The following is a 22,165-nucleotide window of genomic DNA, read 5'->3' as shown; positions in this document are numbered from 1 at the left end:
CCCCTACGAGGCCATGCAGTCCACCGTGCCGCCGCGCCCCGCCCGGCGGCGCGGGCGCGGCGGGGCGTTGCTCGTCGCGGGCACCACGTCCGACGCGGGGAAGAGCGTCGTCACCGCCGGGATCTGCCGGTGGCTGGCCCGGAAGGGGGTGCGCGTCGCGCCGTTCAAGGCGCAGAACATGTCGCTCAACTCCTTCGTCACCCGCGACGGCGCCGAGATCGGGCGGGCGCAGGCCATGCAGGCCGCCGCCGCCCGCGTCGAGCCGAGCGCGCTGATGAACCCGGTGCTGCTCAAGCCCGGCAGCGACCGCGGCAGCCAGGTCGTCCTCCTCGGGCGGCCGGTCGGCGAGGTGACCGCGCGCGGCTACCACACCGAGCGGCAGACCCGGCTGCTGCCGACCGTCACCGGCTGCCTGGAGCAGCTCCGCGCCGGCCACGACGCCGTCATCTGCGAGGGCGCGGGCAGCCCGGCCGAGATCAATCTGCGGCACGGCGACATCGTCAACATGGGCCTGGCCCGCGCCGCCGGGCTGCCGGTCGTCGTCGTCGGGGACATCGACCGGGGCGGCGTCTTCGCGTCCTTCTTCGGCACCACCGCCCTGCTGTCCGCCGAGGACCAGCGGCTGGTCGCGGGCTACGTCGTCAACAAGTTCCGTGGCGATCCCACCCTGTTGACGCCCGGCCTGGACATGCTGCGCGGACTGACCGGGCGGCCGGTCCTCGGGGTCCTCCCCCACCGGCACGGTCTGGGCATCGACGAGGAGGACGGGCTGCGGATGTCCCTGCGCGGCACCGTCCGGGAGACCGCTGTCGCGCCGCCGCACGGCCGGGACGTGCTGCGCGTCGCCGTCGCCGCCATCCCGCTGATGTCCAACTTCACGGACGTGGACGCCCTGGCCGCCGAACCGGGCGTCGCCGTCCGCTTCACCGACCGCCCCGAGGAGGTCGCCGACGCCGACCTGGTGGTGATCCCCGGCACCCGGGGCACCGTGCGGGCCCTGGCCTGGCTGCGCGAACGGGGCCTGGCCACGGCCCTGGCGCGCCGCGCCGCCGAGGGGCGTCCGGTGCTCGGCATCTGCGGCGGCTTCCAGATCCTCGGCGTCACCATCGAGGACGACGTGGAGTCCCGGCAGGGCCGCGTCGACGGGCTCGGCCTGCTGCCCGTCCACGTCCGGTTCGCCGTCGACAAGACCCTGGCCAGGCCCGCCGGTCACGCCCTGGGCCACCCCGTCGAGGGCTACGAGATCCATCACGGTGTCGCGGACGTCCGGGGCGGCGAGCCGTTCCTCGACGGATGCCGCGTCGGGTCGGTGTGGGGCACCCACTGGCACGGCTCGCTGGAGAGCGACGACTTCCGCCGGGCGTTCCTGACGCGCGTCGCGGCGGACTCCGGCCGGGCGTTCGTCCCGGCCCCGGACACCAGCTTCGGCGCGCTGCGCGAGGAGCAGCTCGACCGGCTGGGCGATCTCATCGAGGAACACGCCGACACCGCCGCCCTCATGCGGCTCATCGAGGAGGGCGTCCCCGACGGCCTCCCCTTCATCCCGCCGGGAGCGCCATGACGACCGTCCTGCTGCTGTCCACCGCCGACACCGACCTGCTGGCCGCCCGCGCCTCCGGCGCCGACTACCGCATCGCCAACCCCGCCCGCGTGGACGCCGCCTCGGACCTGCCCGCGCTGCTGGCCGGCGCCGACCTCGTCGTGGTGCGGCTGCTCGGCGGCCTGCGCGCCTGGGAGGACGGGGTGGCCGCCGTCCTGGCCGCCGGGCTGCCCGCCGTCCTGCTGGGCGGCGAGGCCACACCGGACGCCGAGCTGATGGCCGCCTCGACCGCGCCCGCCGGGGTGGTCGCGGAGGCGCTGGCGTACCTGGTCGCGGGCGGCCCGGACAACCTGGCGGAGCTGGCGCGCTTCCTGTCCGACACACTGCTGCTCACCGGCCACGGCTTCGCGCCGCCCCGGCCGATGCCCGCCTTCGGCACGCACGGCACCCGCGCGCACAAGCCGGACCGGCCCACCGTGGGGGTGCTCTTCTACCGGGCCCACGAACTCGCGGCCAACACCGCGTTCGTGGACACGCTCTGCGACGCGCTGGAGGAGCACGGCGCCAACGCCCTGCCGGTGTACTGCGGTTCGCTGCGCGGCGCCGACCCGGAGCTGTACGAGCTGCTGGGCCGCGCCGACGCGCTGATCGCCACCGTGCTGGCGGCGGGCGGCAAGAGCGACGGCGACGACGAGGCGTGGGACGTCGGCGCGCTGGCCGCGCTGGACGTGCCGGTGCTGCAGGGCCTGTGCCTGACCGGCTCGCGCGCCGCGTGGGAGGCGTCCGACGCCGCGCTGTCCCCGATGGACGCGGCGATGCAGGTGGCCATCCCCGAGTTCGACGGGCGGCTGATCACCGTGCCGTTCTCGTTCAAGGAGGACGGCCCGGACGGCGTGCCGGTGTACGTCGCGGATCCCGGACGGGCGGGCCGGGTGGCCGGGATCGCCGTCCGGTACGCGGCGCTGCGGCACAAGCCGAACGCGGACAAGCGCCTCGGCCTGGTCTTCACCGCCTACCCGACGAAGCACGCGCGCGTCGGCAACGCCGTCGGCCTGGACACGCCCGCCTCGGCGGTGCGGCTGCTGGCGGCGCTGGCGGAGGCCGGGTACGCGGTCGGTGACTTCCCGGACAGCGGTGACGAGTTGATCCACCGGCTCATCGCGGCCGGCGGCCACGACGTGGAGTGGCTGACCGAGGAGCAACTCGCCGCCGCCGAGGCCCGGGTCCCGCTCGCGGACTACACCGCCTGGTTCGACCGGCTCGAACCGGGGCTGCGGGAGGCCATGCTGGAGCACTGGGGGGAGCCGCCGGGGTCGCTGTACGTCGACGGCGGCGACATCGTGCTGGCGTCACTGCGGTTCGGCAACGTCGTGCTGATGATCCAGCCGCCGCGCGGCTTCGGGGAGAACCCGATCGCGATCTACCACGACCCCGATCTGCCGCCCTCGCACCACTACCTGGCGGCGTACCGCTGGCTCGACCACACCTTCGGCGCCGACGCGGTCGTGCACCTGGGCAAGCACGGCACGATGGAGTGGCTGCCGGGCAAGGGCCTCGGCCTGTCGGCGGGCTGCGCCCCGGACGCGGTGCTGGGCGAACTGCCGCTGGTCTACCCGTTCATCGTCAACGACCCCGGCGAGGGCACCCAGGCCAAGCGGCGCGGCCACGCCACGGTCGTGGACCACCTCGTGCCGCCGATGGCGCGCGCCGACTCGTACGGCGACCTGGCGAAGCTGGAGCAACTGCTCGACGAGTACGCCCTGGTGAGCGATCTCGACCCGGCGAAGGCGCCCGCCGTGCGCAGCCAGATCTGGACCCTGGTCCGGGCGGCGGAGCTGCACCGCGACCTGCACGTCGAGGAGCAGCCCGACGAGGACGACTTCGACGAGTTCGTGATGCACCTCGACGGGTGGCTGTGCGAGATCAAGGACGTGCAGATCCGCGACGGCCTGCACATCCTGGGCGCGGGCCCGGAGGGCGAGGCACGGGTCAACCTGGCGCTGGCGGTGCTGCGTTCGGCGCAGGTGTGGGGCGGCGTGGCCGGGGCGCTGCCCGGGTTGCGGGCGGCGCTGGCCGCGCACTACGGGCTGGTCGAGGCCGAGTTGCTGGCCGAGCCGGGCGCGCGGGTCGCGGTGCCGGGAGCGCTCGGGGAGGGGCGCACCGCCTCCGACGCCGTCGATCTGCTGGAGGGCGTCGCGCGGCGGCTGGCCGAGGCCATGGAGGCGGCGGGCTGGGCGCGGGGGGCGGCGGCCCGGACCGTGGCGGAGGTGGTCGGCGCGGACGTGCCGGACGCGGTGCGGGTGCTGGAGTTCGCCGCGGCGGAGGTGATCCCGCGGCTGGCGCGGACGGGCGACGAGATCACGCACGTGCTGCACGCGCTGGACGGCGGCTACGTCCCGGCCGGGCCGTCCGGCTCGCCCACGCGCGGGCTGGTCAACGTCCTGCCGACCGGCCGGAATTTCTACTCGGTGGACCCGAAGGCCATTCCGTCGCGGCTGGCGTGGGACGTGGGCAGCGCGCTGGCGGACTCGCTGCTGGCCCGGCACCTGGCCGACCACGGCACGTACCCGGCGTCGGTGGGGCTGACGGTGTGGGGGACGTCGTGCATGCGCACGCAGGGCGACGACATCGCGGAGGTGCTGGCGCTGCTGGGGTGCCGCCCGGTGTGGGACGACGCGTCGCGGCGGGTGACGGGCTTCGAGGTGGTGCCCCCGGAGGAGCTGGGGCGGCCGAGGATCGATGTGACGGTCCGCATCTCGGGGTTCTTCCGGGACGCGTTCCCGCACGTGGTGGCGCTGATCGACGACGCGGTGCGGGCGGTGGCCGAGCTGGACGAGCCGGCGGAGAGCAACTTCGTGCGGGCGCACGCCGACGAGGACACCGCGCTCCACGGCGACCGGCGGCGGGCCACCGCGCGGATCTTCGGCTCCAAGCCGGGCGCGTACGGCGCGGGCCTGCTGCCGCTGATCGACGCGCGGAACTGGCGGGACGACGCCGACCTGGCCGAGGTCTACGCGGTGTGGGGCGGCTACGCCTACGGCCGCGGCCTGGACGGCCGCCCCGCGCGCGGCGACATGGAGGCGGCGTTCCGGCGGATCCAGGTGGCGGCGAAGAACGTGGACACGCGCGAGCACGACCTGATGGACGCCGACGACTACTTCCAGTACCACGGCGGCATGGTCGCGATGGTGCGGCACCTGACCGGCGGGTCGCCGGAGGCGTACATCGGTGACAGCGCGGTGCCCGACCAGGTGAAGACGCGGACGCTCGGCGAGGAGACCAACCGGGTGTTCCGGGCCCGCGTGGTCAACCCCCGCTGGATGGCGGCGATGCGGCGACACGGCTACAAGGGCGCCTTCGAAATGGCCGCGACCGTGGACTACTTGTTCGGCTACGACGCGACGGCGGGCGTCGTGGCCGACTGGATGTACGAGAAGCTCGCGGCGGAGTACGTCTTCGACCCCGAGAACCGGGAGTTCATGCGGCGGTCCAACCCCTGGGCGCTGCGCGGCATCACCGAGAGGATGCTGGAGGCCGCCGACCGGGGCCTGTGGGCCGAGCCGGACCGGGAGACGCTGGACCGGCTGCGGCAGACCTATCTGGAACTCGAAGGCGACCTGGAGGGGGACGCGTGAGCGCCTATCCGTTCACCGCGATCGTCGGGATGGACGATCTGCGGCTGGCCCTGCTGCTCAACGCGGTGTCCCCGGCCGTCGGGGGGGTGCTGGTCCGGGGCGAGAAGGGAACCGCCAAGAGCACGGCGGTACGGGCGCTTTCGGCGCTGCTGCCGGAGGTCGACGTCGTGTCGTGGTGCCGGTTCTCCTGCGATCCGGCCGCGCCCGATCCGGAGTGCCCGGACGGGCCGCACGCCGAGGGCAGCGGCACCACGCGGCCGGCCCGGCTGGTGGAGCTGCCGGTCGGGGCGAGCGAGGACCGGCTCGTCGGGGCGCTGGACATCGAACGGGCGCTGGCCGAGGGCGTGAAGGCGTTCGAGCCGGGGCTGCTGGCCCACGCGCACCGGGGCGTGCTGTACGTGGACGAGGTGAACCTGCTCAGCGACTTCCTCGTGGACTCGCTGCTGGACGCCGCCGCCATGGGCACCGCCTACGTGGAACGCGAGGGCGTGTCCGTCCGGTACGCCTCCCGGTTCCTCCTGGTCGGCACGATGAACCCGGAAGAGGGCGAGCTGCGGCCCCAGTTGCTGGACCGGTTCGGGCTGACCGTCGAGGTGGCCGCGTCCCGCGAGACCGACGAGCGGGTGGAGGTCGTGCGGCGGCGGCTCGCCCACGACGACGACCCGGCCGGGTTCGCCGCGCGGTGGGCGGACGAGGAGGAGGCCCTGCGCCGACGGATCGCCGCCGCGCGGGAGTTGCTGCCCCGGGTGCGGCTGGGCGACGCGGCGCTGCGGCAGATCGCCGCGACCTGCGCCGCGTTCGAGGTGGACGGCATGCGCGCCGACATCGTGATGGCCCGCACCGCGACCGCGCTCGCGGCGTGGGCGGGACGCACCGAGGTGATCGCCGAGGACGTGCGGCAGGCGGCGCTGCTCGCGCTCCCGCACCGCAGGCGCCGTTCGCCGTTCGACGCGCCGGGGCTGGACGAGGAGAAGCTCGACGAGGCGCTGGAGCAGGCGCGGGGCGACGGCGGGGACCGGGGCGGGAGCGGGGACGGGGACGGCGGCGAGGACGACGACCCGGAGCCGACTCCCCCGGGCGACGGCGGGAACGACGGCGGCCGGGACGACGCGGGCGGCCCGTCCGGCGGCGACGGCCGGGACGACGGTGACAGCGGCACCGGTGGCGGTGGTGGTGGCGAGCGGGTGCCCGCCCCGGCCGGGGAGCCGTTCACCGCGCGGGCGTTGACCGTGCCCGGCGTCGGCGACGGCGCGGCCGGGCGGCGGTCGCGGGCGCGGACCGCGCAGGGCCGCACCACCGGGGCCCGGCGTCCCGCGGGGGCCCTGGGCACCCTGCACGTGGCCGCCACGCTGCGCGCCGCGGCGCCGCACCAGCGGGCGCGCGGCCGGTCCGGTGCCGGGCTGGTGATCCGGCGCGACGATCTGCGGGAGGCCGTGCGCGAGGGCCGCGAGTCGAACCTCGTGCTGTTCGTCGTGGACGCCTCCGGCTCGATGGCCGCGCGGCAGCGGATGAGCGCTGTCAAGGGCGCCGTGCTGTCGCTGCTCCTGGACGCCTACCAGCGGCGCGACAAGGTCGGCCTGGTGACGTTCCGGTGCTCGGCGGCCGAGGTGGTGCTGCCGCCGACGTCGTCGGTGGACGCCGCCGCCGCGCGCCTCGAACTGCTGCCGACCGGGGGCCGGACGCCGCTGGCGGAGGGGCTGCTGCGGGCGCGCGAGGTGCTGCGGGTCGAGCGGCTGCGCGACCCGGCGCGCCGCCCGCTGCTGGTCGCCGTCACGGACGGGCGGGCCACCGGCGGGCCCGAGCCGGTGGAGCGGGCGCGGCGCGCGGCGCGCCTGCTGGCGGCCGACGGCACCGCGTCGGTAGTGGTCGACTGCGAGTCGGGCCCGGTGCGGCTGGGCCTCGCGGGCGCGCTGGCGCGCGAGCTGGGCGGACCGGCCGTCACGCTCGACGAGTTGCGCGCGGACACGATGACCGCGCTGGTCAAGGACGCGAGGAGAGCCGCCTGATGCCCCAGGGACAGCCGTCCGTCGTTCCGGACGACGGACTCACCACGCGGCAGCGCCGCAACCGCCCGCTGGTCGTCGTGCACACCGGCACCGGCAAGGGCAAGTCGACGGCCGCGTTCGGGCTCGCGCTGCGGGCCTGGAATCAGGGCTGGCCGATCGGCGTGTTCCAGTTCGTCAAGTCGGCCAAGTGGCGCGTCGGGGAGGAGCGGGCGCTGCGCGTGCTCGGCGCCAGCGGCGAGGGCGGCAGCGTCGCCTGGCACAAGATGGGCGAGGGCTGGTCGTGGGTGCAGCGTGACATCGCCTCCAGCGAGGACGCCGCCCGCGAGGGCTGGGAGCAGGTCAAGCGCGACCTGGCGGCCGAGACGTACCGGCTGTACGTGCTGGACGAGTTCGCGTACCCGATGCACTGGGGCTGGGTGGACACCGGCGAGGTGGTGTCCGTGCTGCGCGACCGGCCGGGCACCCAGCACGTGGTGATCACCGGGCGCAACGCGCCGTCCGCGCTGCTGGACGCGGCCGATCTGGTCACCGAGATGGGCAAGGTCAAGCACCCCATGGACGCGGGCCAGAAGGGGCAGCGGGGCATCGAATGGTGACCGTGCCCCGCCTGGTCGTCGCCGCGCCCGCCTCGGGCAGCGGCAAGACCACCGTCGCCACCGGCCTGATGGCCGCGTTCGCCGCGCGCGGGATGGCCGTCTCCGGCCACAAGGTCGGCCCCGACTACATCGATCCCGGCTACCACGCCCTGGCCACCGGCCGCCCCGGCCGGAACCTGGACGCCTTCCTGTGCGGCCCGGAGCTGATCGCGCCGCTGTTCGCGCACGGCGCGGCCGGTGCCGGACTCGCCGTGATCGAGGGCGTGATGGGCCTGTTCGACGGTGCGGCGGGCGAGGGCGAGCTGGGATCGACGGCGCAGGTCGCGAAGCTGCTGCGGGCGCCGGTGGTGCTGGTGGTGGACGCCTCGTCGCAGTCGCGTTCGGTGGCCGCGCTCGTGCACGGCTTCGCGTCCTGGGACCCGGAGGTGCGGCTGGCGGGCGTGATCCTCAACAAGGTCGGGTCCGAGCGGCACGAGGAGCTGCTGCGGGAGGCGCTGGACTCCTCGGGGGTGCCGGTGCTGGGCGCGCTGCGGCGCGCCCGCCAGGTGCGGACTCCCTCCCGCCACCTGGGACTTGTGCCGGTGGCCGAGCGGCAGGCGGAGGCGGTGGCGGCCGTCGGGGCGCTGGCGGAGCAGGTGCGCGCGGGCGTCGACCTGGACGCGCTGCTGGCCCTGGCGCGTACGGCGCCGCCGCTGCCGCTGCCGCCGGGCGGGGCGTGGACGCCGCCCGGGCCGGCGGACGGGTCGGCCGGGCGGCCGGTGATCGCCGTCGCGGGCGGGGCGGCGTTCACGTTCTCGTACGCCGAGCACGCCGAGGCGCTGCGCGCGGCGGGCGCGGACGTCGCCGTCTTCGACCCGCTGCGCGACGAGGAGTTGCCGGAGGGCACGGCGGGACTGGTGGTTGGCGGCGGGTTCCCCGAGGTGTACGCGGCGGAGCTGTCCGGGAACGAGCCGCTGCGGGCGGCGGTCGCCCGGCTGGCGGCGAGCGGCGCCCCGGTGGCGGCCGAGTGCGCCGGACTGCTGTACCTGGCGCGGTCGTTGGACGACAAGCCGATGTGCGGGGTGCTGGACGCCACGGCCCGGATGTCGGAGCGGCTGACGCTCGGCTACCGGGCGGCGGTGGCGGTCGGTGACAGCGCGCTGGCGGCGGCGGGAACGCGGGTGCGGGGACACGAGTTCCACCGGACCGTGGTCGAACCGGGCGCGGGCGAGCGGCCCGCGTGGGGGATGACGCGCCCCGAGCGCCGCGTCGAAGGATTCGTGCGGGACGGGGTGCACGCCTCGTACCTGCATGTGCACTGGGCCGCCGTGCCGTCGGCGGCCGGGCGGCTGGTGGCGCGCGCCGCCGCCGCTGCCCGCAACGTCAAGACAGGAAGCACCACATGAGCACCGCACAGCCCCTCCCCCTGCTGACCGGGGTCGGCGTAGGACCGGGTGATCCCGAACTGGTCACCGTGAAGGGCGTGAACGCGCTGCGCGGCGCGGCCGTCGTCGTCGTTCCCGTGCTGGACACGGGCGAACGGGGGCGGGCCGAGGCGACCGTGCTGCACTACGTTCCGCCCGAGCGGGTGGTGCGGGTCGTCTTCGCGCTGAACGAGCGCACCGACCGGGCGCGCCGGGAGGCCGCGTGGGACGCGGCGGGCGAGCGCGTCGCGGAACTGCTGCGCGCGCACGGGTCGGTGGCGTTCGCGACCATCGGTGACCCCAACGTGTACTCGACGTTCACGTATCTGGCGCAGACGGTGGCCGAGGCGGTGCCGGGGCTGCGGGTGGAGACGGTCCCCGGGATCACCGCCATGCAGGACCTGGCGGCGCGCGGCGGCGCCGTCCTGACCGAGGGCACCGAGCCGCTGACGCTGGTGCCCGTCACGGCCGGGGCGGAGGTGCTGCGGGAGGCGCTGCGCGGGCCGGGCACCGTCGTGGCGTACAAGTTCGGGCGGCTGGCGGGCGAGGTCGTCGCCGCGCTGCGCGAGACGGGCCGGGCCGAGGGCGCGGTGTGGGGCTCGTCGCTGGGCCTGCCGGAGGAGTCGATCCGCCCGGCCGCGGAGCTGCCGGAGGGCGGCGAACTCCCCTACCTGTCCACGCTGATCGCTCCGGCACGCCGGACGGAACGCGGAGGCAAGCTGTGAGCGACGCGCGCGCGGCTGCCGGGCCGCAGACGACCACGATGGCCGCGCACAGCCGCGCGAGCGGAGAAGCGAACGAGGACGGTGCCGTGAGCGACGCGCGCGCGGCTGCCCAGCCGCAGACCACCACGACAGCCGCGCACAGCCGCACGAGCGGAGAAGCGAACGAGGACGGTGCCGTGAGCGGGAAGGTGACCTTCGTGGGGGCCGGGCCGGGGGCCGCGGATCTGCTGACGTTCCGGGGCGCCCGTGCCATCGCCGAGGCGGACGTGGTGATCTGGGCGGCGAGCCTGGTCCACCCCGAGGTGATCGAACACGCCCGTCCCGGCGCGGAGATCATGGACTCGGCGGCCATGTCGCTGGAGGACGTGATCGCCGTCTACGAGCGGGCCGCGCGCGGCGAGGTCGCGCGGATCGCCCGCGTCCACTCCGGCGATCCGGCCCTGTGGGGCGGCACCCAGGAGCAGATGGACCGCTGCGCGGAGCTGGGCGTCGAGGTGGAGGTCGTGCCGGGCGTGTCGGCGTTCTCGGCCGTCGCGGCCCTGGCGCGGCGGGAGTTGACGATTCCCGAGGTGGCGCAGTCGGTGATCCTGACCCGGCTGGGCGGCGGGAAGACGCCGATGCCGGACGGTGAGGAGGTCAGCGAGTTCGCGCGGCACGGCACGACGATGGCGCTGTTCCTGTCGGCGGCGCGCTCGGGGCAGTTGGCGCGGGAGCTGATGGCGGGCGGGTACACGCCGGACACGCCCGTGATCGTCGCGTACCGGGCGACGTGGCCGGACGAGCTGGTGCTGAGCTGCACGGTGGAGACGCTGGAGGAGACCGTCAAGGAGCACCGGCTGTGGAAGCACACGCTGTTCCTGGTCGGCCCGGCGCTGGCGGCCTCCGGCACCCGGTCGCACCTGTACCACCCGGGCCACTTCCACGGTTTCCGCCGGGCGGAGCGCGGGGCCAGGGACGCGCTGCGGGCGGCGAGGGCGGCGCGCGATGAGTGATCCGGCGCGGGGTGAGGACGGCGGCGCGGAGGGCCCGGAGCTGCGCGAGCCGGACCTGCCGAGAACGGCGAAGACCCGGCAGCGCGCGCTGCGCACCGGCTGGACGACGGGCACCTGCGCGTCGGCGGCGGCGCGGGCCGCCGCGCTGCACCTGACGACGGGCGAGCCGCAGCGGTGGGTGGAGGTGGCGCTGCCGTCGGGGCGGCGGGTGACGTTCGCCGTGGAGCGCGCCGCGCTGCTGCGGCCGGGCCGCACCGAGGCGGTCGTCGTCAAGGACGCGGGTGACGACCCGGACGTGACCCACGGTTCGTCCCTGACGGCGACGGTGAGTTGGCGGGAGCGGCCCGGGCTGGCGCTGCACGGCGGGGTCGGCGTGGGCGTGGTGACCCGGCCGGGCCTGGGACTTGAGGTGGGCGGCCCGGCGATCAACCCGGTGCCGCGCCGGATGATCGACCAGGCGGTGCGGGAGGTGATCGACGTCGCGGCGCGCGGCGTCGACGTGACGATCAGCGTCCCGGACGGGGAGGTGCGGGCGCGGAAGACGACGAACGCGCGGCTGGGCATCATCGGCGGGATCTCGATCCTGGGCACCACGGGCATCGTGCGGCCGTTCTCCACGGCGTCGTGGCGGGCGAGCGTGGAGCAGGCGGTGTCGGTGGCGGCGGCGCAGGGTGTGCCCGCGATGGTGCTGTGCACGGGCGGCCGGACCGAGCGGGGCGCGATGCGGATGCTGCCGTGGCTGCCGGACGTGGCGTTCGTGGAGGTGGGCGACTTCACGGGCGCGGCGCTGCGGCGGGCCGTGGAGGGCGGGCTGCCCCGCGTGGTGTTCGTCGGGATGATCGGGAAGTTGACGAAGCTGGCGTCCGGCGTGCTGATGACGCACTACACGCGGTCGAAGGTGGACACCGGCGTGCTGGCCGAGGTCACCGAGGCGGTGGGCGGCCCGGCGGCGCTGACCGACGCGGTGGCGGCGGCGAACACGGCCCGGCACGCGTACGAACTCTGGGACGCGGCGGGCCTGTTGGCGACGGCGGGCGAGGAGCTGTGCCACCGGGTGGCGCGGGTGCTGGAACGTTTCACGGACGGCCGGCTGGCGACGGAGGCCGCGATGGTGGACTTCACCGGCGAGACGCTGATGGCCGCCGCGCCCGCCGACGGGCTGTTGCGGGAGGCACGGTGAGCGGCGGCGGCCGGGCGCCGATCACGGTCCTGGGCGTGGGCACGGTCGGCCCCGGCGCGGTCGTCCCCGACGCGACCCTGGTGGTCGGTGCCCGCCGCCACCTGGCGGCGGCGACCCTGCCGCCGCACGCGGAACGGATCGAACTCGGCCCGCTGGCCCCGGCACTGACGGCGATCGAACGCCACCTGGCCCGCTACGGCACGGCCGTCGCGGGGTCGGTCGTACGCACCCACGGCGACGCACCGGCCCCCGCGACGGGCAGCCACGGCGACACCGCGGCAGCCCCCCGCCCGGGCTCCGACGCCGGCGCCGCTCCGGCACCCGGTGGCTCCCCGGCCGGCGCGGGAACTGTGACGACCGGTGGCCGTGGGGCCGTTGCGTCCGCCGGGCGGGTCGTCGTGCTGGCGTCCGGGGATCCGGGGTTCTTCGGGATCGTCCGGGTACTCGCCGAGCGGTTCGGGGCGGAGGTGCTCGATGTGCGGCCTTCCGCCCCGGCCGTGGCCGTCGCCTTCGCGCGGGTCGGGCTGCCGTGGGACGACGCCGTCGTGGTCAGCGCCCACGGGCGCGATCCCCGGGTCGCCGTCAACGTCTGCCGGGCGCGGCCCAAGGTGGCCGTGCTGACCGGGCCGGGCGCCGGGCCGGGTGAGCTGGCGGCGGCGCTCGTGGCGGCCGGGACGCCGCGCACGCTCGTCGTGGCCACCGCCCTGGGCGACCCGGACGGCGGCGAGCGCGTCGTGCGGCTGTCGCCCGCCGAGGCCGCCGCGCGGGACTGGCCGGACGGCGGGCACGTCGTGCTGTGCCTGGACGAGGCGCGGACGCTGGCGCCCGCGCAGCGCGTGATCGGCGGGCCGGCGCCCGGCCCGGCCGGCTGGGCGCTGCCCGAGGCGGCGTTCGAGCACCGGGACTCCATGGTCACCAAGGCCGAGGTGCGGGCGCTCGCCCTCGCGCGGCTCGGGCCGCGCCTCGGTGACCTGGTGTGGGACGTCGGCGCCGGGTCCGGCTCGGTCGCCGTGGAGTGCGCCCGGCTGGGCGCGGCGGCCGTCGCCGTGGAACGGACCGCGGACGGCGTGGCCCGCTGCCTGGCCAACGCCGCCGCGCACGGCGTGGACATCCAGGCCGTGCACGGCACCGCCCCGGTCGCGCTGGCAGAACTGCCCGACCCCGACGCGGTGTTCGTCGGTGGCGGGGGCGCCGGCCTGGCGGCGGTCGTGACCGCCTGCGCCCGCCGCGCGCGCCGCACGGTCGTGGTCACGCTGGCCGCGCTGGACCGGGTCGGGGAGGCGCGGGAGGCGCTGGCGGCCGGGGGCCTGGTGCCCGACGGCGTGCTGCTCCAGTCCGCCCGGCTGGCCCCGCTGCCCGGCGGCGTGACGCGGCTGGCCGCCGTCAACCCCGTTTTCGTCCTGTGGGGTTCGCGCCCCGGCACGCAAGAAGCGCACCCAGCGCACGAAGAAGGAGCACTCTCGTGATCGGCCTCATCTCCGCCACCGCGGCCGGTGCCGCCGCCCGCGACCGGCTGGCCACCGTGTGGCCGGACCGTACCCGGGTCTACGACGGGCCGGTCGGGGACGCGGTGCGGCGCGCGTTCGCCGAGTGCGAGCAGCTCGTCTGCTTCCTGGCCACCGGCGCCACCGTGCGGCTGCTGGCGCCGCTGCTGACCGGCAAGTCGGCCGACCCGGGCGTCGTCTGCGTGGACGAGGCGGGCCGGCACGCGATCGCGCTGCTCGGCGGCCACGCGGGCGGCGCCAACGAGCTGGCCCGCGCGGTCGCCGAGGCGCTGCCCGGCTGTGCCCCCGTCGTCACCACGGCGACCGACGCGGCCGGGGTGCCGGGGCTCGACACGCTGGGCCTGCCGGTCGAGGGCGATGTCGCGGCCGTCTCGCGGGCGGTGCTCGACGGTGAACCGGTCACGCTGATGGCCGACGCCACCTGGCCGTTGCCCGCGCTGCCGCCCAACGTCGGGCCGGAGGCGGGCCGTTCGTGGACGATCGCGATCACCGACCGGCTCGTCCCGCTCGACGGCGCCACCGCCGTGCTGCGCCCGCCCTCCCTCGTCGTCGGCGTCGGCGCCAGCCGCGGCGTCGCGGCGGACGAAGTGCTGGGCCTGGTGCGGGAGACGCTGGCGGCGGCCGGGCTGTCCGGGCGCAGCGTCACGGCGTTGGCGACCGTGACGGCCAAGGCCGGCGAGCCCGGGCTGAACGAGGCGGCCGAACGGCTCGGCGTCACCCTGCGCACGTACCCGGCCGAGGAGTTGGCCGCCGTGCCCGTGCCCAACCCGTCCGGCGCCCCGCTCGCCGCCGTCGGCACCCCGTCCGTCGCGGAGGCCGCGGCGCTCCTCGGGGCCGGGCCGGGCGGCGGACTCGTCGCCGAGAAGCGGAAGTCGGCCATGGCGACCTGCGCGGTCGCCCGGCGCCGCCCGCGCGGCCGGCTCGCCGTGGTCGGCCTGGGTCCCGGCGCCCGCGACCTGCTGACGCCGCGCGCGGCGGACGAGCTGCGGCGGGCGTCCGTGGTGGTCGGGCTCGACCAGTATCTGGACCGCGTCCGTGACCTGCTGCGACCCGGCGCCCGGGTGCTCGCCTCCGGCCTGGGCGCCGAGGAGGAACGGGCCCGCACCGCCGTCGCCGAGGCCAGGGCCGGGCACGCGGTCGCGCTGGTCGGCAGCGGCGACGCAGGCGTGTACGCGATGGCGTCGCCCGCGCTGGCCGACGCGTCGGACGACATCGACGTGGTCGGCGTGCCGGGCGTGACGGCGGCGCTGGCCGCGGCGGCGGTGCTCGGCGCCCCGCTGGGCCACGACCACGTCGCGATCAGCCTCTCCGACCTGCACACGCCGTGGGAGGTGATCGAACGCCGGGTGCGGGCCGCCGCGTCGGCCGACCTGGTCGTGACGTTCTACAACCCCCGCAGCAGGGGCCGGGACTGGCAGCTGCCGAAGGCGCTGGAGCTGCTGGCCGGGCACCGTTCGCCGGACACGCCGGTCGGCGTGGTGCGCAACGCGTCCCGGCCCGACGAGTCGTGGGCGCTGACCACGCTGGCCGCGCTCGACCCGGCGACCGTCGACATGATGACCGTGGTGCTCGTCGGCAACTCCGCGACCCGCGCGGTCGCCGGGCGCATGGTCACCCCGCGCGGCTACCGGTGGCAGTCGTGACGGCCGCCGCGCCCGTACGGGTCACGGACCGCTGCGCGGGCTGCGGCGCCTGCCTGCTCACCTGCCCGGTCCACGCCATCCGCCCGCTCGGCGGCACGCTGCTGGTCCGCGCCGACCTGTGCACGGGCTGCGCCGAGTGCGTCGAGATCTGTCCCGTCGACGCCATCGACCTGCTCGCCCCCCATCTCACCGAAGCCACCCCGTCCGCCCAGGAGGCGCCGTGACGCGTGTCGTTCACCCCATCGAGGAGGAGTCGTACCGCATCCTGCGCTCCCGCGTGGACACCTCCGGGCTGCCGCCGCTGACCCGGGCGGTGGTGGAGCGCGTGATCCACGCCAGCGCCGACCCCGGCTACCTGACCGATCTCGTCACCGACGAGGCCGCGCTGCGCGGCGCCCACGACGCCCTGCACCACGCCGCGGCGCCGGTCGTCACGGACGTGGAGATGGTCGCCGCCGGGATCACCCGGCGGGCCACCGTCTGCCGCCTGGCGGACGCCAAGGCCGGGCCGGGGCTGACCCGTTCCGCGCACGCCGTGCGGCTGGCCCTCGCGGAGGTCGGCCCCGGCGCGGTGTGGGTGATCGGCTGCGCGCCCACCGCGCTGTTCAAGCTGATCGCCCTGGACGCGGCGCCGGCGCTGGTGATCGGGCTGCCGGTCGGCTTCGTCGGCGCGGCGGAGAGCAAGCAGGCACTGCGCGACAGCGGCCTGCCGGCGGTCAGCAACGTCTCCGAGAAGGGCGGTTCGGCCGTGGCCGCCGCCGCCCTCAACGCCCTGCTCTACACACCCTCACCCGCACGTCCCGAGGAGTTCCAGTGAATCCGTCAGCACCGTCCGCGCCCGCCCTGCTCGTCGTGGGCCACGGCACCCGGGACGACGAGGGCGCCGAGGCGTTCCGCTCGTTCGTCCGCGACCTCGCGGACCGGCACCTGCCCGAGGTCCCGGTGGCGGGCGGGTTCATCGAGCTGTCGCCGCCGCCGCTGACCGAGGCCGTGGCCGGGCTGGTGGCGCGGGGCGTGCGGCGCTTCGCGGCCGTTCCGCTGATGCTCGTGGCGGCCGGGCACGCCAAGGGCGACATCCCCGCCGCGCTGGCCCGCGAGAAACTGCGGCAGCCGGGCGTGTCGTTCGCCTACGGCCGCCCGCTGGGCCCGCACCCGTCCCTGCTGGGCGTGCTGGAGCGGCGCGTGGACGAGGCGCTGGGCGGCGACTGGGACCGGGCGGACACGACCGTGCTGCTGGTCGGGCGCGGCTCGACCGATCCGGACGCCAACGCGGAGGTGTTCAAGGCGGCCCGGCTGCTGTGGGAGGGGCGCGGCTACGCGGGCGTGGAGACCGCGTTCGTCTCGCTGGCCGCCCCGGACGTCGCCGCCGGGCTGGAGCGCTGCCGGGCGCTGGGCGCCCGCCGCGTCGTGGTGCTGCCGTACTTCCTGTTCACCGGCGTGCTGCCGGAGCGGGTGCGGGACCAGGCGCGGGCGTGGGCGGCGGACCGGCCGGACACGCCGGTGCGGTGCGCCGACGTCATCGGCCCCACGGACGAGCTGGCCGGGCTGGTGCTGGCCCGGTACCGGGAGGCCCTGGACGGCGACATCCGCATGAACTGCGACGCCTGCGTCTACCGCGTCACGCTGCCCGGCTTCGAGGACAAGGTCGGCATGCCGCAGCAGCCGCACCACCACCCGGACGACGACGGTCACCACCACGGCCACGGCCACGGCCACGGACCTGGGCACGGCCACGGGCACCACCATGAGCACGGCCATGTCCACGCCCACTGAGCCCGGCGGCCCGGCCCGGCCCGTGGACCTCGGCCACCACGGTGACGCCGAACTGCGCGACACGGGCGGCGCGAAGCTGGTGGACCTCGCGGTCAACGTGCGCGCCGGGACTCCCCCGGCCTGGCTGCGGGACCGGATCGCCGCCTCCCTCGACTCCCTCGCCGTCTACCCGGACGGCCGGGCCGCCCGCCGCGCGGTGGCCCGGCGGCACGGGCTGCCGGAGGAGTGCGTGCTGCTGACGGCGGGCGCCGCCGAGGCGTTCGTGCTGCTCGCCAGGGCGCTGCCGGTCACCGGGCAACGGGTCGTGGTGCACCCGCAGTTCACCGAGCCGGAGGCCGCGCTGCGGGCCGCCGGGCACGAGGTCGGACGGGTGCTCCTGCGGGCGGAGGACGGCTTCCGGCTGGACCCGGACGACGTGCCGAACGACGCCGGGCTGGTGGTCGTGGGCAACCCGACCAACCCCACCTCCGTGCTCCACCCCGCCGCCGGCCTCGCCCAACTGGCCCGGCCGGGGCGTGCCCTGGTGGTGGACGAGGCGTTCATGGACGCGGTGCCGGGCGAACGGGAGTCGCTGGTCCCGGCCGTCCGGTCGCTGCCGGGCCTGATCGTGCTGCGCAGCCTCACCAAGACGTGGGGGCTGGCGGGCCTGCGGATCGGATACGTGCTGGCCGCCCCGGAGATGATCGAGGCGCTGGCCCAGGGGCAGCCGCTGTGGCCGGTGTCGGCGCCCGCGCTGGCGGCGGCCGAGGCGTGCTCGTCGGGACGGGCGCTGGCCGAGGCGGCGGAGGCCGCCCTGGAGACGGCCGGTGACCGCGGCCATCTGCTGGACCGGCTCGGGGCGTTCCCCTCCCTGCGGGTCGCCACGCCGTTCCCGGCCGGGCCGTTCGTCCTGGTGCACCACCCCGAGGGGGCGGCGCTGCGGCTGCGGCTGCGGGAACTGGGCTACGCGGTCCGGCGCGGCGACACGTTCCCCGGTCTCGGGCCCGGCTGGCTCCGCCTGGCGGTCCGCGACCGGGCGACGACCGACGCGTTCGTCGGGGCGCTCACCGAGGCGCTGGGCGCGGGCCTCGGGGAGGCGTAATTCCGGCGAAGAGCGGGAAAGCAGTCGGGGGGACCCGATGGTGCCGGGTCCCCCCTCAGTTGGTGTCGCTACGCCCGTCAGCCGGCGGCCGTGGTGCGCGCGGCACGGCGGCGGGCCAGGAACAGAGCCCCGGCGCCGACACCGAGCAGCGCCACGGCGCCACCCGCGAGCAGCGGCATGTTGGAGTCGCTACCGGTCTCGGCCAGGTCAGCGCCGCCGTCCTCGGCGCTGCTGCCACCGGCGACCGACTGGGTGTCGTCGCCGGAGGTGCCCTCGGAGTCCGCACCGGCGTCGTCGCCGCCGGTGCCCTCGGTGGCGGAGCCGCCGTCCGAGCCCTCGGAGCCGGAGCCCTCGGACTCCGAACCCTCGGTGGCGGTGCCGCCGGAGGCGGAGCCGCCCGCGCCGGCCGGCAGCGCGCACTCGGCCTCGGCCAGGGCGATCTCACCCGTCACGGTGGCGACGTTGAGGTTGCCCGGGTTGACCGCCACCGTCAGGGCAAGGGCGGTGGCCGCTGCCGTGGCGTCGGTGGTCTCGGTCTTGGACAGGTCCAGGGTGACCGTGCCCACGCCGTCGACCTCCACCTCGATGGAGCCGTCGACGGTCAGGTCGACCTCCTCGCCGAACACCACGGCCTCGACCCCGAAGTCGGCCTCGGCGACAGGCGCCTCCCCCGTGGCGCAGATCGCGTTGGCGGTCACCGCTTCGAGCTCGATGACCGAGTTCCCCGGAAGGCCGGGAACGTAGACCATCGCGTTGGCCAGCGTGACCTCGGCGCGGGACCCGTTCTCGTCCGACTCGGCGCTGGCGGCGGCGACGTCGGCCGTCAGCATCTCGAAGGAATCGCCGCCCTGAAGACCTTCCAGGGTGGCAGTGAGCAGGGTCTGGTTCTCGCTCTCCGGAGCGGTCACCTCGTTGAGCTTCGCTTCCAGCTCAACAGCGGCCCCGCCGTTCAGCAGCGAGACGTCCAGGTTGCTGCGCAGCACCGCGGCGCTCGCCGTGCCCTGTTCGTCCTGGCCGCCCTCGGCCGCGAAGGCCGGGGTGACGGACCCCAGCAGCGCGGCGGTGGTGGCGACCAGCACCGCCGACCGGCGTGAACCGAGTCGGCGGTAGGCAGAGTTGTACACGTGTGGTACCCCTTGATGTGGCTTGGCGTCGCCGGAGAACCGGACAGGGGAATCCGGGACCGGCGAACTGGGACGCCCGCCATCATCGAGGTTTGGAAGCTCAAACATCAGCACGATCGCGTAACTTCACACAATCGAGTGAGTTTTAATCACATCATTGACAATATTCAGGCGAATCGCCTACGGCAACCTGTGTCCCCTGAGCACCACTTGGCTCGGCTCCGCCAGAATGCGCACGTCCTGTCTCGGGTCGGCCGGGTACACGACGAGATCCGCGGGGGAGCCCTCGGTCAGCCCCGGCCGGCCCAGCCAGGCGCGCGCCCGCCAGGTCGCCGCGCCGAGCGCGTCCTCGGCCGGGATGCCCGCCGCGACCAGCTCCGCGACCTCCTGGGCGATCAGCCCGTGCGGAAGTGAACCGCCCGCGTCGGTTCCGGTGAAGATGGCGATCCCCGCGTCGTGGGCGGCCCGCACCGTGTCGTAGCGGCGCTCGTGCAGCCGCCGCATGTGGTCGGCCCAGCGGGGGAACCTGGCCTCGCCGCCCGCCGCGAGCCGGGGAAAGGTCGCGATGTTCACCAGGGTGGGCACGATGGCCACGCCGTGCTCCGCGAAGAGCGGGATGGTGTCCTCGGTGAGCCCGGTGGCGTGCTCGACGCAGTCGATCCCGGCCTCGACCAGATCGCGCAGCGAGTCCTCCGCGAAGCAGTGCGCGGTGACGCGGGCGCCCTCCTCGTGGGCGGCGGCGATCGCCGCGCGGGCGGCCCCGGCGGGCCAGCACGGCGACAGATCGCCGCGCTCGCGGTCGATCCAGTCCCCGACGATCTTGACCCAGCCGTCGCCGCGCCTGGCCTCGCGCCGCACGGTGGCGGCCAGCTCCTCCGGCTCGACCTCGTGCGCGAAGTTGCGGACGTAACGCCGGGTGCGCGCGATGTGACGTCCCGCCCTGATGACGCGCGGCAGGTCCTCACGGTCGTCGATCCAGCGGGTGTCGGCCGGTGAGCCGGCGTCCCGGATGAGCAGCGTCCCGGCGTCGCGGTCGGCCAGCGCCTGCTTCTCGGTGGTGGCCTCGTCCACCGCGCCGTGCGCGTCGAGGCCGACGTGGCAGTGGGCGTCCACGAGGCCCGGCAGCACCCAGCCGTCGATCGTGGTGACGTCCCGGGCGGCGGCGGGCCGCTCGTAGCTGATCCGGCCGCCTATCACCCACAGTTCGTCCCGCACGTCGTCGCCGGGGCCGACGAGCACGCGTCCCTTGATCCGCAGTACCGACACGCGCCCCATGGTCACACGGGCGAGGGCCGCCGGGCCCCGTCGCGCCGGGGAAGAGGAACGTTTCTTCACGACCACCACCGTTCCCTCACGCGAAGACGGCGCCACTCGGGTGCTTCCCTGCTCGGCTCCCGCCGGGATGCGGCCCGCCCGGTCACGCGATGTGCTGGGCACGGACCGGAGCGTGTCCGCCCTCCGCCGCGGGCGGAGATCCGGAGCGCCATCCCCTCACCCGGCCGGTAAGGAGCACCATCGTGAAACCGCTCGTGACGCCGCCGCCCGAAGCGGCGGCCTTCTTCCCCGACAGATCCCGACGAAGATGGCGCCGCCACCCCCGGCGGCCCGCGGCCCGGCGGCGCGGCGCGCGCCTGGCCGCGCTCGCCGCCGGAGCGCTGGCGGCCGGTGTGATGACCGCGGCCCCCGCCGAGGCGCTCGGCACGGTGTGCACGGTCAACGGGGAGGCGCAGGCGGCCTCCGAGGAGAACGACCACACGATCAGCGGGATCCCCGGGGTGGACAACACCATCGTGTGCAACTGCTCGCTGGCCGCCGGTGACACCGTCGTCACCCCGGTCGGCGGGACCACCACCCTGACCATCGTGGGCCCGGTGGCGGGCACCATCACCTCCCAGGGCGCCAGTGACACCATCGAGGTGGCCCCGCTCATCGGGGAGGGCGTCGCGCCCGGCGGGGTCATCAACCTGATGGGCGAGGCGTCCGACCTGACCGTCACCGCGGGCGACCCCGAGGCCCCCGGCCAGCCCGGCCCGGTCGGCAACGCGGGGACCATCAGCGTCCAGGAGGGCACGGCCGACATCACCGTGCTCGGCGGCCACGGCGACACCGCGGACGGCGGCGCGGGCAACACCGGCAGCATCACCGGCGGCGCCGCCGACGCCGACATCGACGTGGAGGGCGGGGACAGTTACGGGGACGACCCCTCGGACTCCGGCGGCGTGGGCAACTCCGGGTCGATCACGGGCGGCAACGCCGGATCCATCGCGGTGGACGGCGGCGACGGCGAGGGCCAGGCGGCGGGGGGCGCGGGCAACACCGGCACCGTCACCGCGGGTCCCGGCCCCGGCGTGGGCGCGACCGAGATCACCGTGACCGGCGGCGACGGGCCGGGCGGCGGCAGCGCCGGGAACGAGGGCACCATCACCGCCACCAGCGACGCGCCGACTACCATCACCGTGGACGGCGGCGACGCGCTCGGCGCGGACGCCCCCACGCCTCCCCCGGCCAACTCCGGCCTGATCGAGGGCGGTCCCGGGGACACCACGATCCTGGTGACCGGCGGGGACAGCGCCGGGGACACCGGGGGCGACGGCAACGGCTCCGGCGGCGAGATCACCGGCGGCGAGGGCCAGAACACCATCGAGATCACCGGCGGGGACGGCACCGTCACGGGCGGGACGGCCAACGCCGCCGACGCGACCGTGACCGGCGGCCCGCTGGACGACGCCATCACGCTGGTGGCCGGCCTGCCGGTGGTGGACAACGCGAGCAACGAGGGCACGGTCGACGGCGGCGGAGGCGTCAACTCGTGCGTCTTCACGCCGACGGCGTCGCTGGGGACGGTGATCAACTGCGGGATCACCTGCCCGCCCGTCGATCCGGCCGGCGCGGAGGGCGGGACGCCCGACGGCGCCTGACGGGCGGACGCGACCGGGGCGGGGGGGGGGGGGGGGGGGGGGGG

17 protein-coding genes are annotated in these 22,165 nt (G+C 76.1%); 15 read left to right on the top strand and 2 right to left on the bottom strand.

What is annotated here, in order from left to right; all coding sequences use genetic code 11:
• The first annotated feature begins 13 nt into the window (after positions 1–13).
• The 14 genes from ACSNOC_RS15445 to cobC all read left to right on the top strand — a co-directional run bounded on the left by ACSNOC_RS15445 (position 14) and on the right by cobC (position 18,079).
• Positions 14–1,561, top strand: a complete 1,548-nt coding sequence (locus ACSNOC_RS15445) for a cobyric acid synthase (protein WP_436748014.1) — start codon at positions 14–16, stop codon at positions 1,559–1,561.
• Positions 1,558–5,175, top strand: coding sequence for a cobaltochelatase subunit CobN (gene cobN, locus ACSNOC_RS15440; protein ID WP_436748002.1), 3,618 nt, complete (start codon positions 1,558–1,560; stop codon positions 5,173–5,175). Before ACSNOC_RS15445 ends, cobN begins: the two co-directional genes overlap by 4 nt.
• Positions 5,176–5,204: 29 nt before the next feature.
• Positions 5,205–7,181, top strand: a complete 1,977-nt coding sequence (locus tag ACSNOC_RS15435; RefSeq protein ID WP_436748013.1) for a putative cobaltochelatase — start codon at positions 5,205–5,207, stop codon at positions 7,179–7,181.
• Positions 7,181–7,777 (top strand): cob(I)yrinic acid a,c-diamide adenosyltransferase, encoded by a 597-nt coding sequence (gene cobO, locus ACSNOC_RS15430; protein WP_436748001.1) that lies wholly within the window; start codon positions 7,181–7,183, stop codon positions 7,775–7,777. The genes ACSNOC_RS15435 and cobO overlap by 1 nt, the downstream gene beginning before the upstream one ends.
• Positions 7,771–9,162: a cobyrinate a,c-diamide synthase gene (locus ACSNOC_RS15425; RefSeq protein ID WP_436748000.1), complete on the top strand. Its 1,392-nt coding sequence runs from the start codon at positions 7,771–7,773 to the stop codon at positions 9,160–9,162. Before cobO ends, ACSNOC_RS15425 begins: the two co-directional genes overlap by 7 nt.
• Positions 9,159–9,905: a precorrin-2 C(20)-methyltransferase gene (gene cobI / locus ACSNOC_RS15420; RefSeq protein ID WP_436747999.1), complete on the top strand. Its 747-nt coding sequence runs from the start codon at positions 9,159–9,161 to the stop codon at positions 9,903–9,905. The genes ACSNOC_RS15425 and cobI overlap by 4 nt, the downstream gene beginning before the upstream one ends.
• Before the next feature lie 176 nt (positions 9,906–10,081).
• The gene (gene cobM / locus ACSNOC_RS15415) at positions 10,082–10,897 is read left to right on the top strand and encodes a precorrin-4 C(11)-methyltransferase (protein WP_436748012.1); all 816 of its coding nucleotides are present in this window, start codon (positions 10,082–10,084) and stop codon (positions 10,895–10,897) included.
• Entirely contained in the window at positions 10,890–12,077 is a 1,188-nt protein-coding gene (locus tag ACSNOC_RS15410) for a cobalt-precorrin-5B (C(1))-methyltransferase (RefSeq protein WP_436747998.1), read from the top strand. Before cobM ends, ACSNOC_RS15410 begins: the two co-directional genes overlap by 8 nt.
• Positions 12,074–13,543, top strand: a complete 1,470-nt coding sequence (cbiE, locus tag ACSNOC_RS15405; RefSeq protein ID WP_436747997.1) for a precorrin-6y C5,15-methyltransferase (decarboxylating) subunit CbiE — start codon at positions 12,074–12,076, stop codon at positions 13,541–13,543. Before ACSNOC_RS15410 ends, cbiE begins: the two co-directional genes overlap by 4 nt.
• The gene (cobJ, locus tag ACSNOC_RS15400; protein ID WP_436747996.1) at positions 13,540–15,225 is read left to right on the top strand and encodes a precorrin-3B C(17)-methyltransferase; all 1,686 of its coding nucleotides are present in this window, start codon (positions 13,540–13,542) and stop codon (positions 15,223–15,225) included. Before cbiE ends, cobJ begins: the two co-directional genes overlap by 4 nt.
• A complete protein-coding gene (locus ACSNOC_RS15395; protein WP_436747995.1) occupies positions 15,222–15,449 on the top strand; it encodes an indolepyruvate ferredoxin oxidoreductase subunit alpha in 228 nt (75 codons plus the stop codon). The genes cobJ and ACSNOC_RS15395 overlap by 4 nt, the downstream gene beginning before the upstream one ends.
• Positions 15,446–16,042, top strand: a complete 597-nt coding sequence (locus ACSNOC_RS15390) for a precorrin-8X methylmutase (RefSeq protein ID WP_436747994.1) — start codon at positions 15,446–15,448, stop codon at positions 16,040–16,042. The genes ACSNOC_RS15395 and ACSNOC_RS15390 overlap by 4 nt, the downstream gene beginning before the upstream one ends.
• Positions 16,039–16,998, top strand: a complete 960-nt coding sequence (locus ACSNOC_RS15385; RefSeq protein WP_436747993.1) for a sirohydrochlorin chelatase — start codon at positions 16,039–16,041, stop codon at positions 16,996–16,998. The genes ACSNOC_RS15390 and ACSNOC_RS15385 overlap by 4 nt, the downstream gene beginning before the upstream one ends.
• Positions 16,982–18,079, top strand: coding sequence for an Rv2231c family pyridoxal phosphate-dependent protein CobC (cobC, locus tag ACSNOC_RS15380; RefSeq protein ID WP_436747992.1), 1,098 nt, complete (start codon positions 16,982–16,984; stop codon positions 18,077–18,079). The genes ACSNOC_RS15385 and cobC overlap by 17 nt, the downstream gene beginning before the upstream one ends.
• 77 nt (positions 18,080–18,156) lie before the next feature.
• Here cobC and ACSNOC_RS15375 read toward each other — a convergent pair whose 3' ends face one another.
• Both ACSNOC_RS15375 and ACSNOC_RS15370 read right to left on the bottom strand, forming a co-directional pair.
• The gene (locus ACSNOC_RS15375) at positions 18,157–19,203 is read right to left on the bottom strand and encodes an SCO1860 family LAETG-anchored protein (RefSeq protein ID WP_436747991.1); all 1,047 of its coding nucleotides are present in this window, start codon (positions 19,201–19,203) and stop codon (positions 18,157–18,159) included.
• 180 nt (positions 19,204–19,383) lie between these two features.
• Positions 19,384–20,478: an amidohydrolase family protein gene (locus ACSNOC_RS15370; protein ID WP_436748011.1), complete on the bottom strand. Its 1,095-nt coding sequence runs from the start codon at positions 20,476–20,478 to the stop codon at positions 19,384–19,386.
• A gap of 242 nt (positions 20,479–20,720) precedes the next feature.
• On the opposite strand from ACSNOC_RS15370, the gene ACSNOC_RS15365 reads away from it, so the two are divergent.
• Positions 20,721–22,121 carry a hypothetical protein gene (locus ACSNOC_RS15365; RefSeq protein ID WP_436747990.1) on the top strand — a complete coding sequence of 467 codons (1,401 nt, stop codon included), beginning with the start codon at positions 20,721–20,723 and terminating at the stop codon, positions 22,119–22,121.
• Positions 22,122–22,165: the final 44 nt, after the last annotated feature.

Origin of the sequence: Streptomyces sp. URMC 129, from assembly GCF_051386415.1 — a bacterium.
Classification (GTDB): domain Bacteria; phylum Actinomycetota; class Actinomycetes; order Streptomycetales; family Streptomycetaceae; genus Streptomyces.
This window is presented reverse-complemented; position numbering and strand designations above follow the sequence as displayed.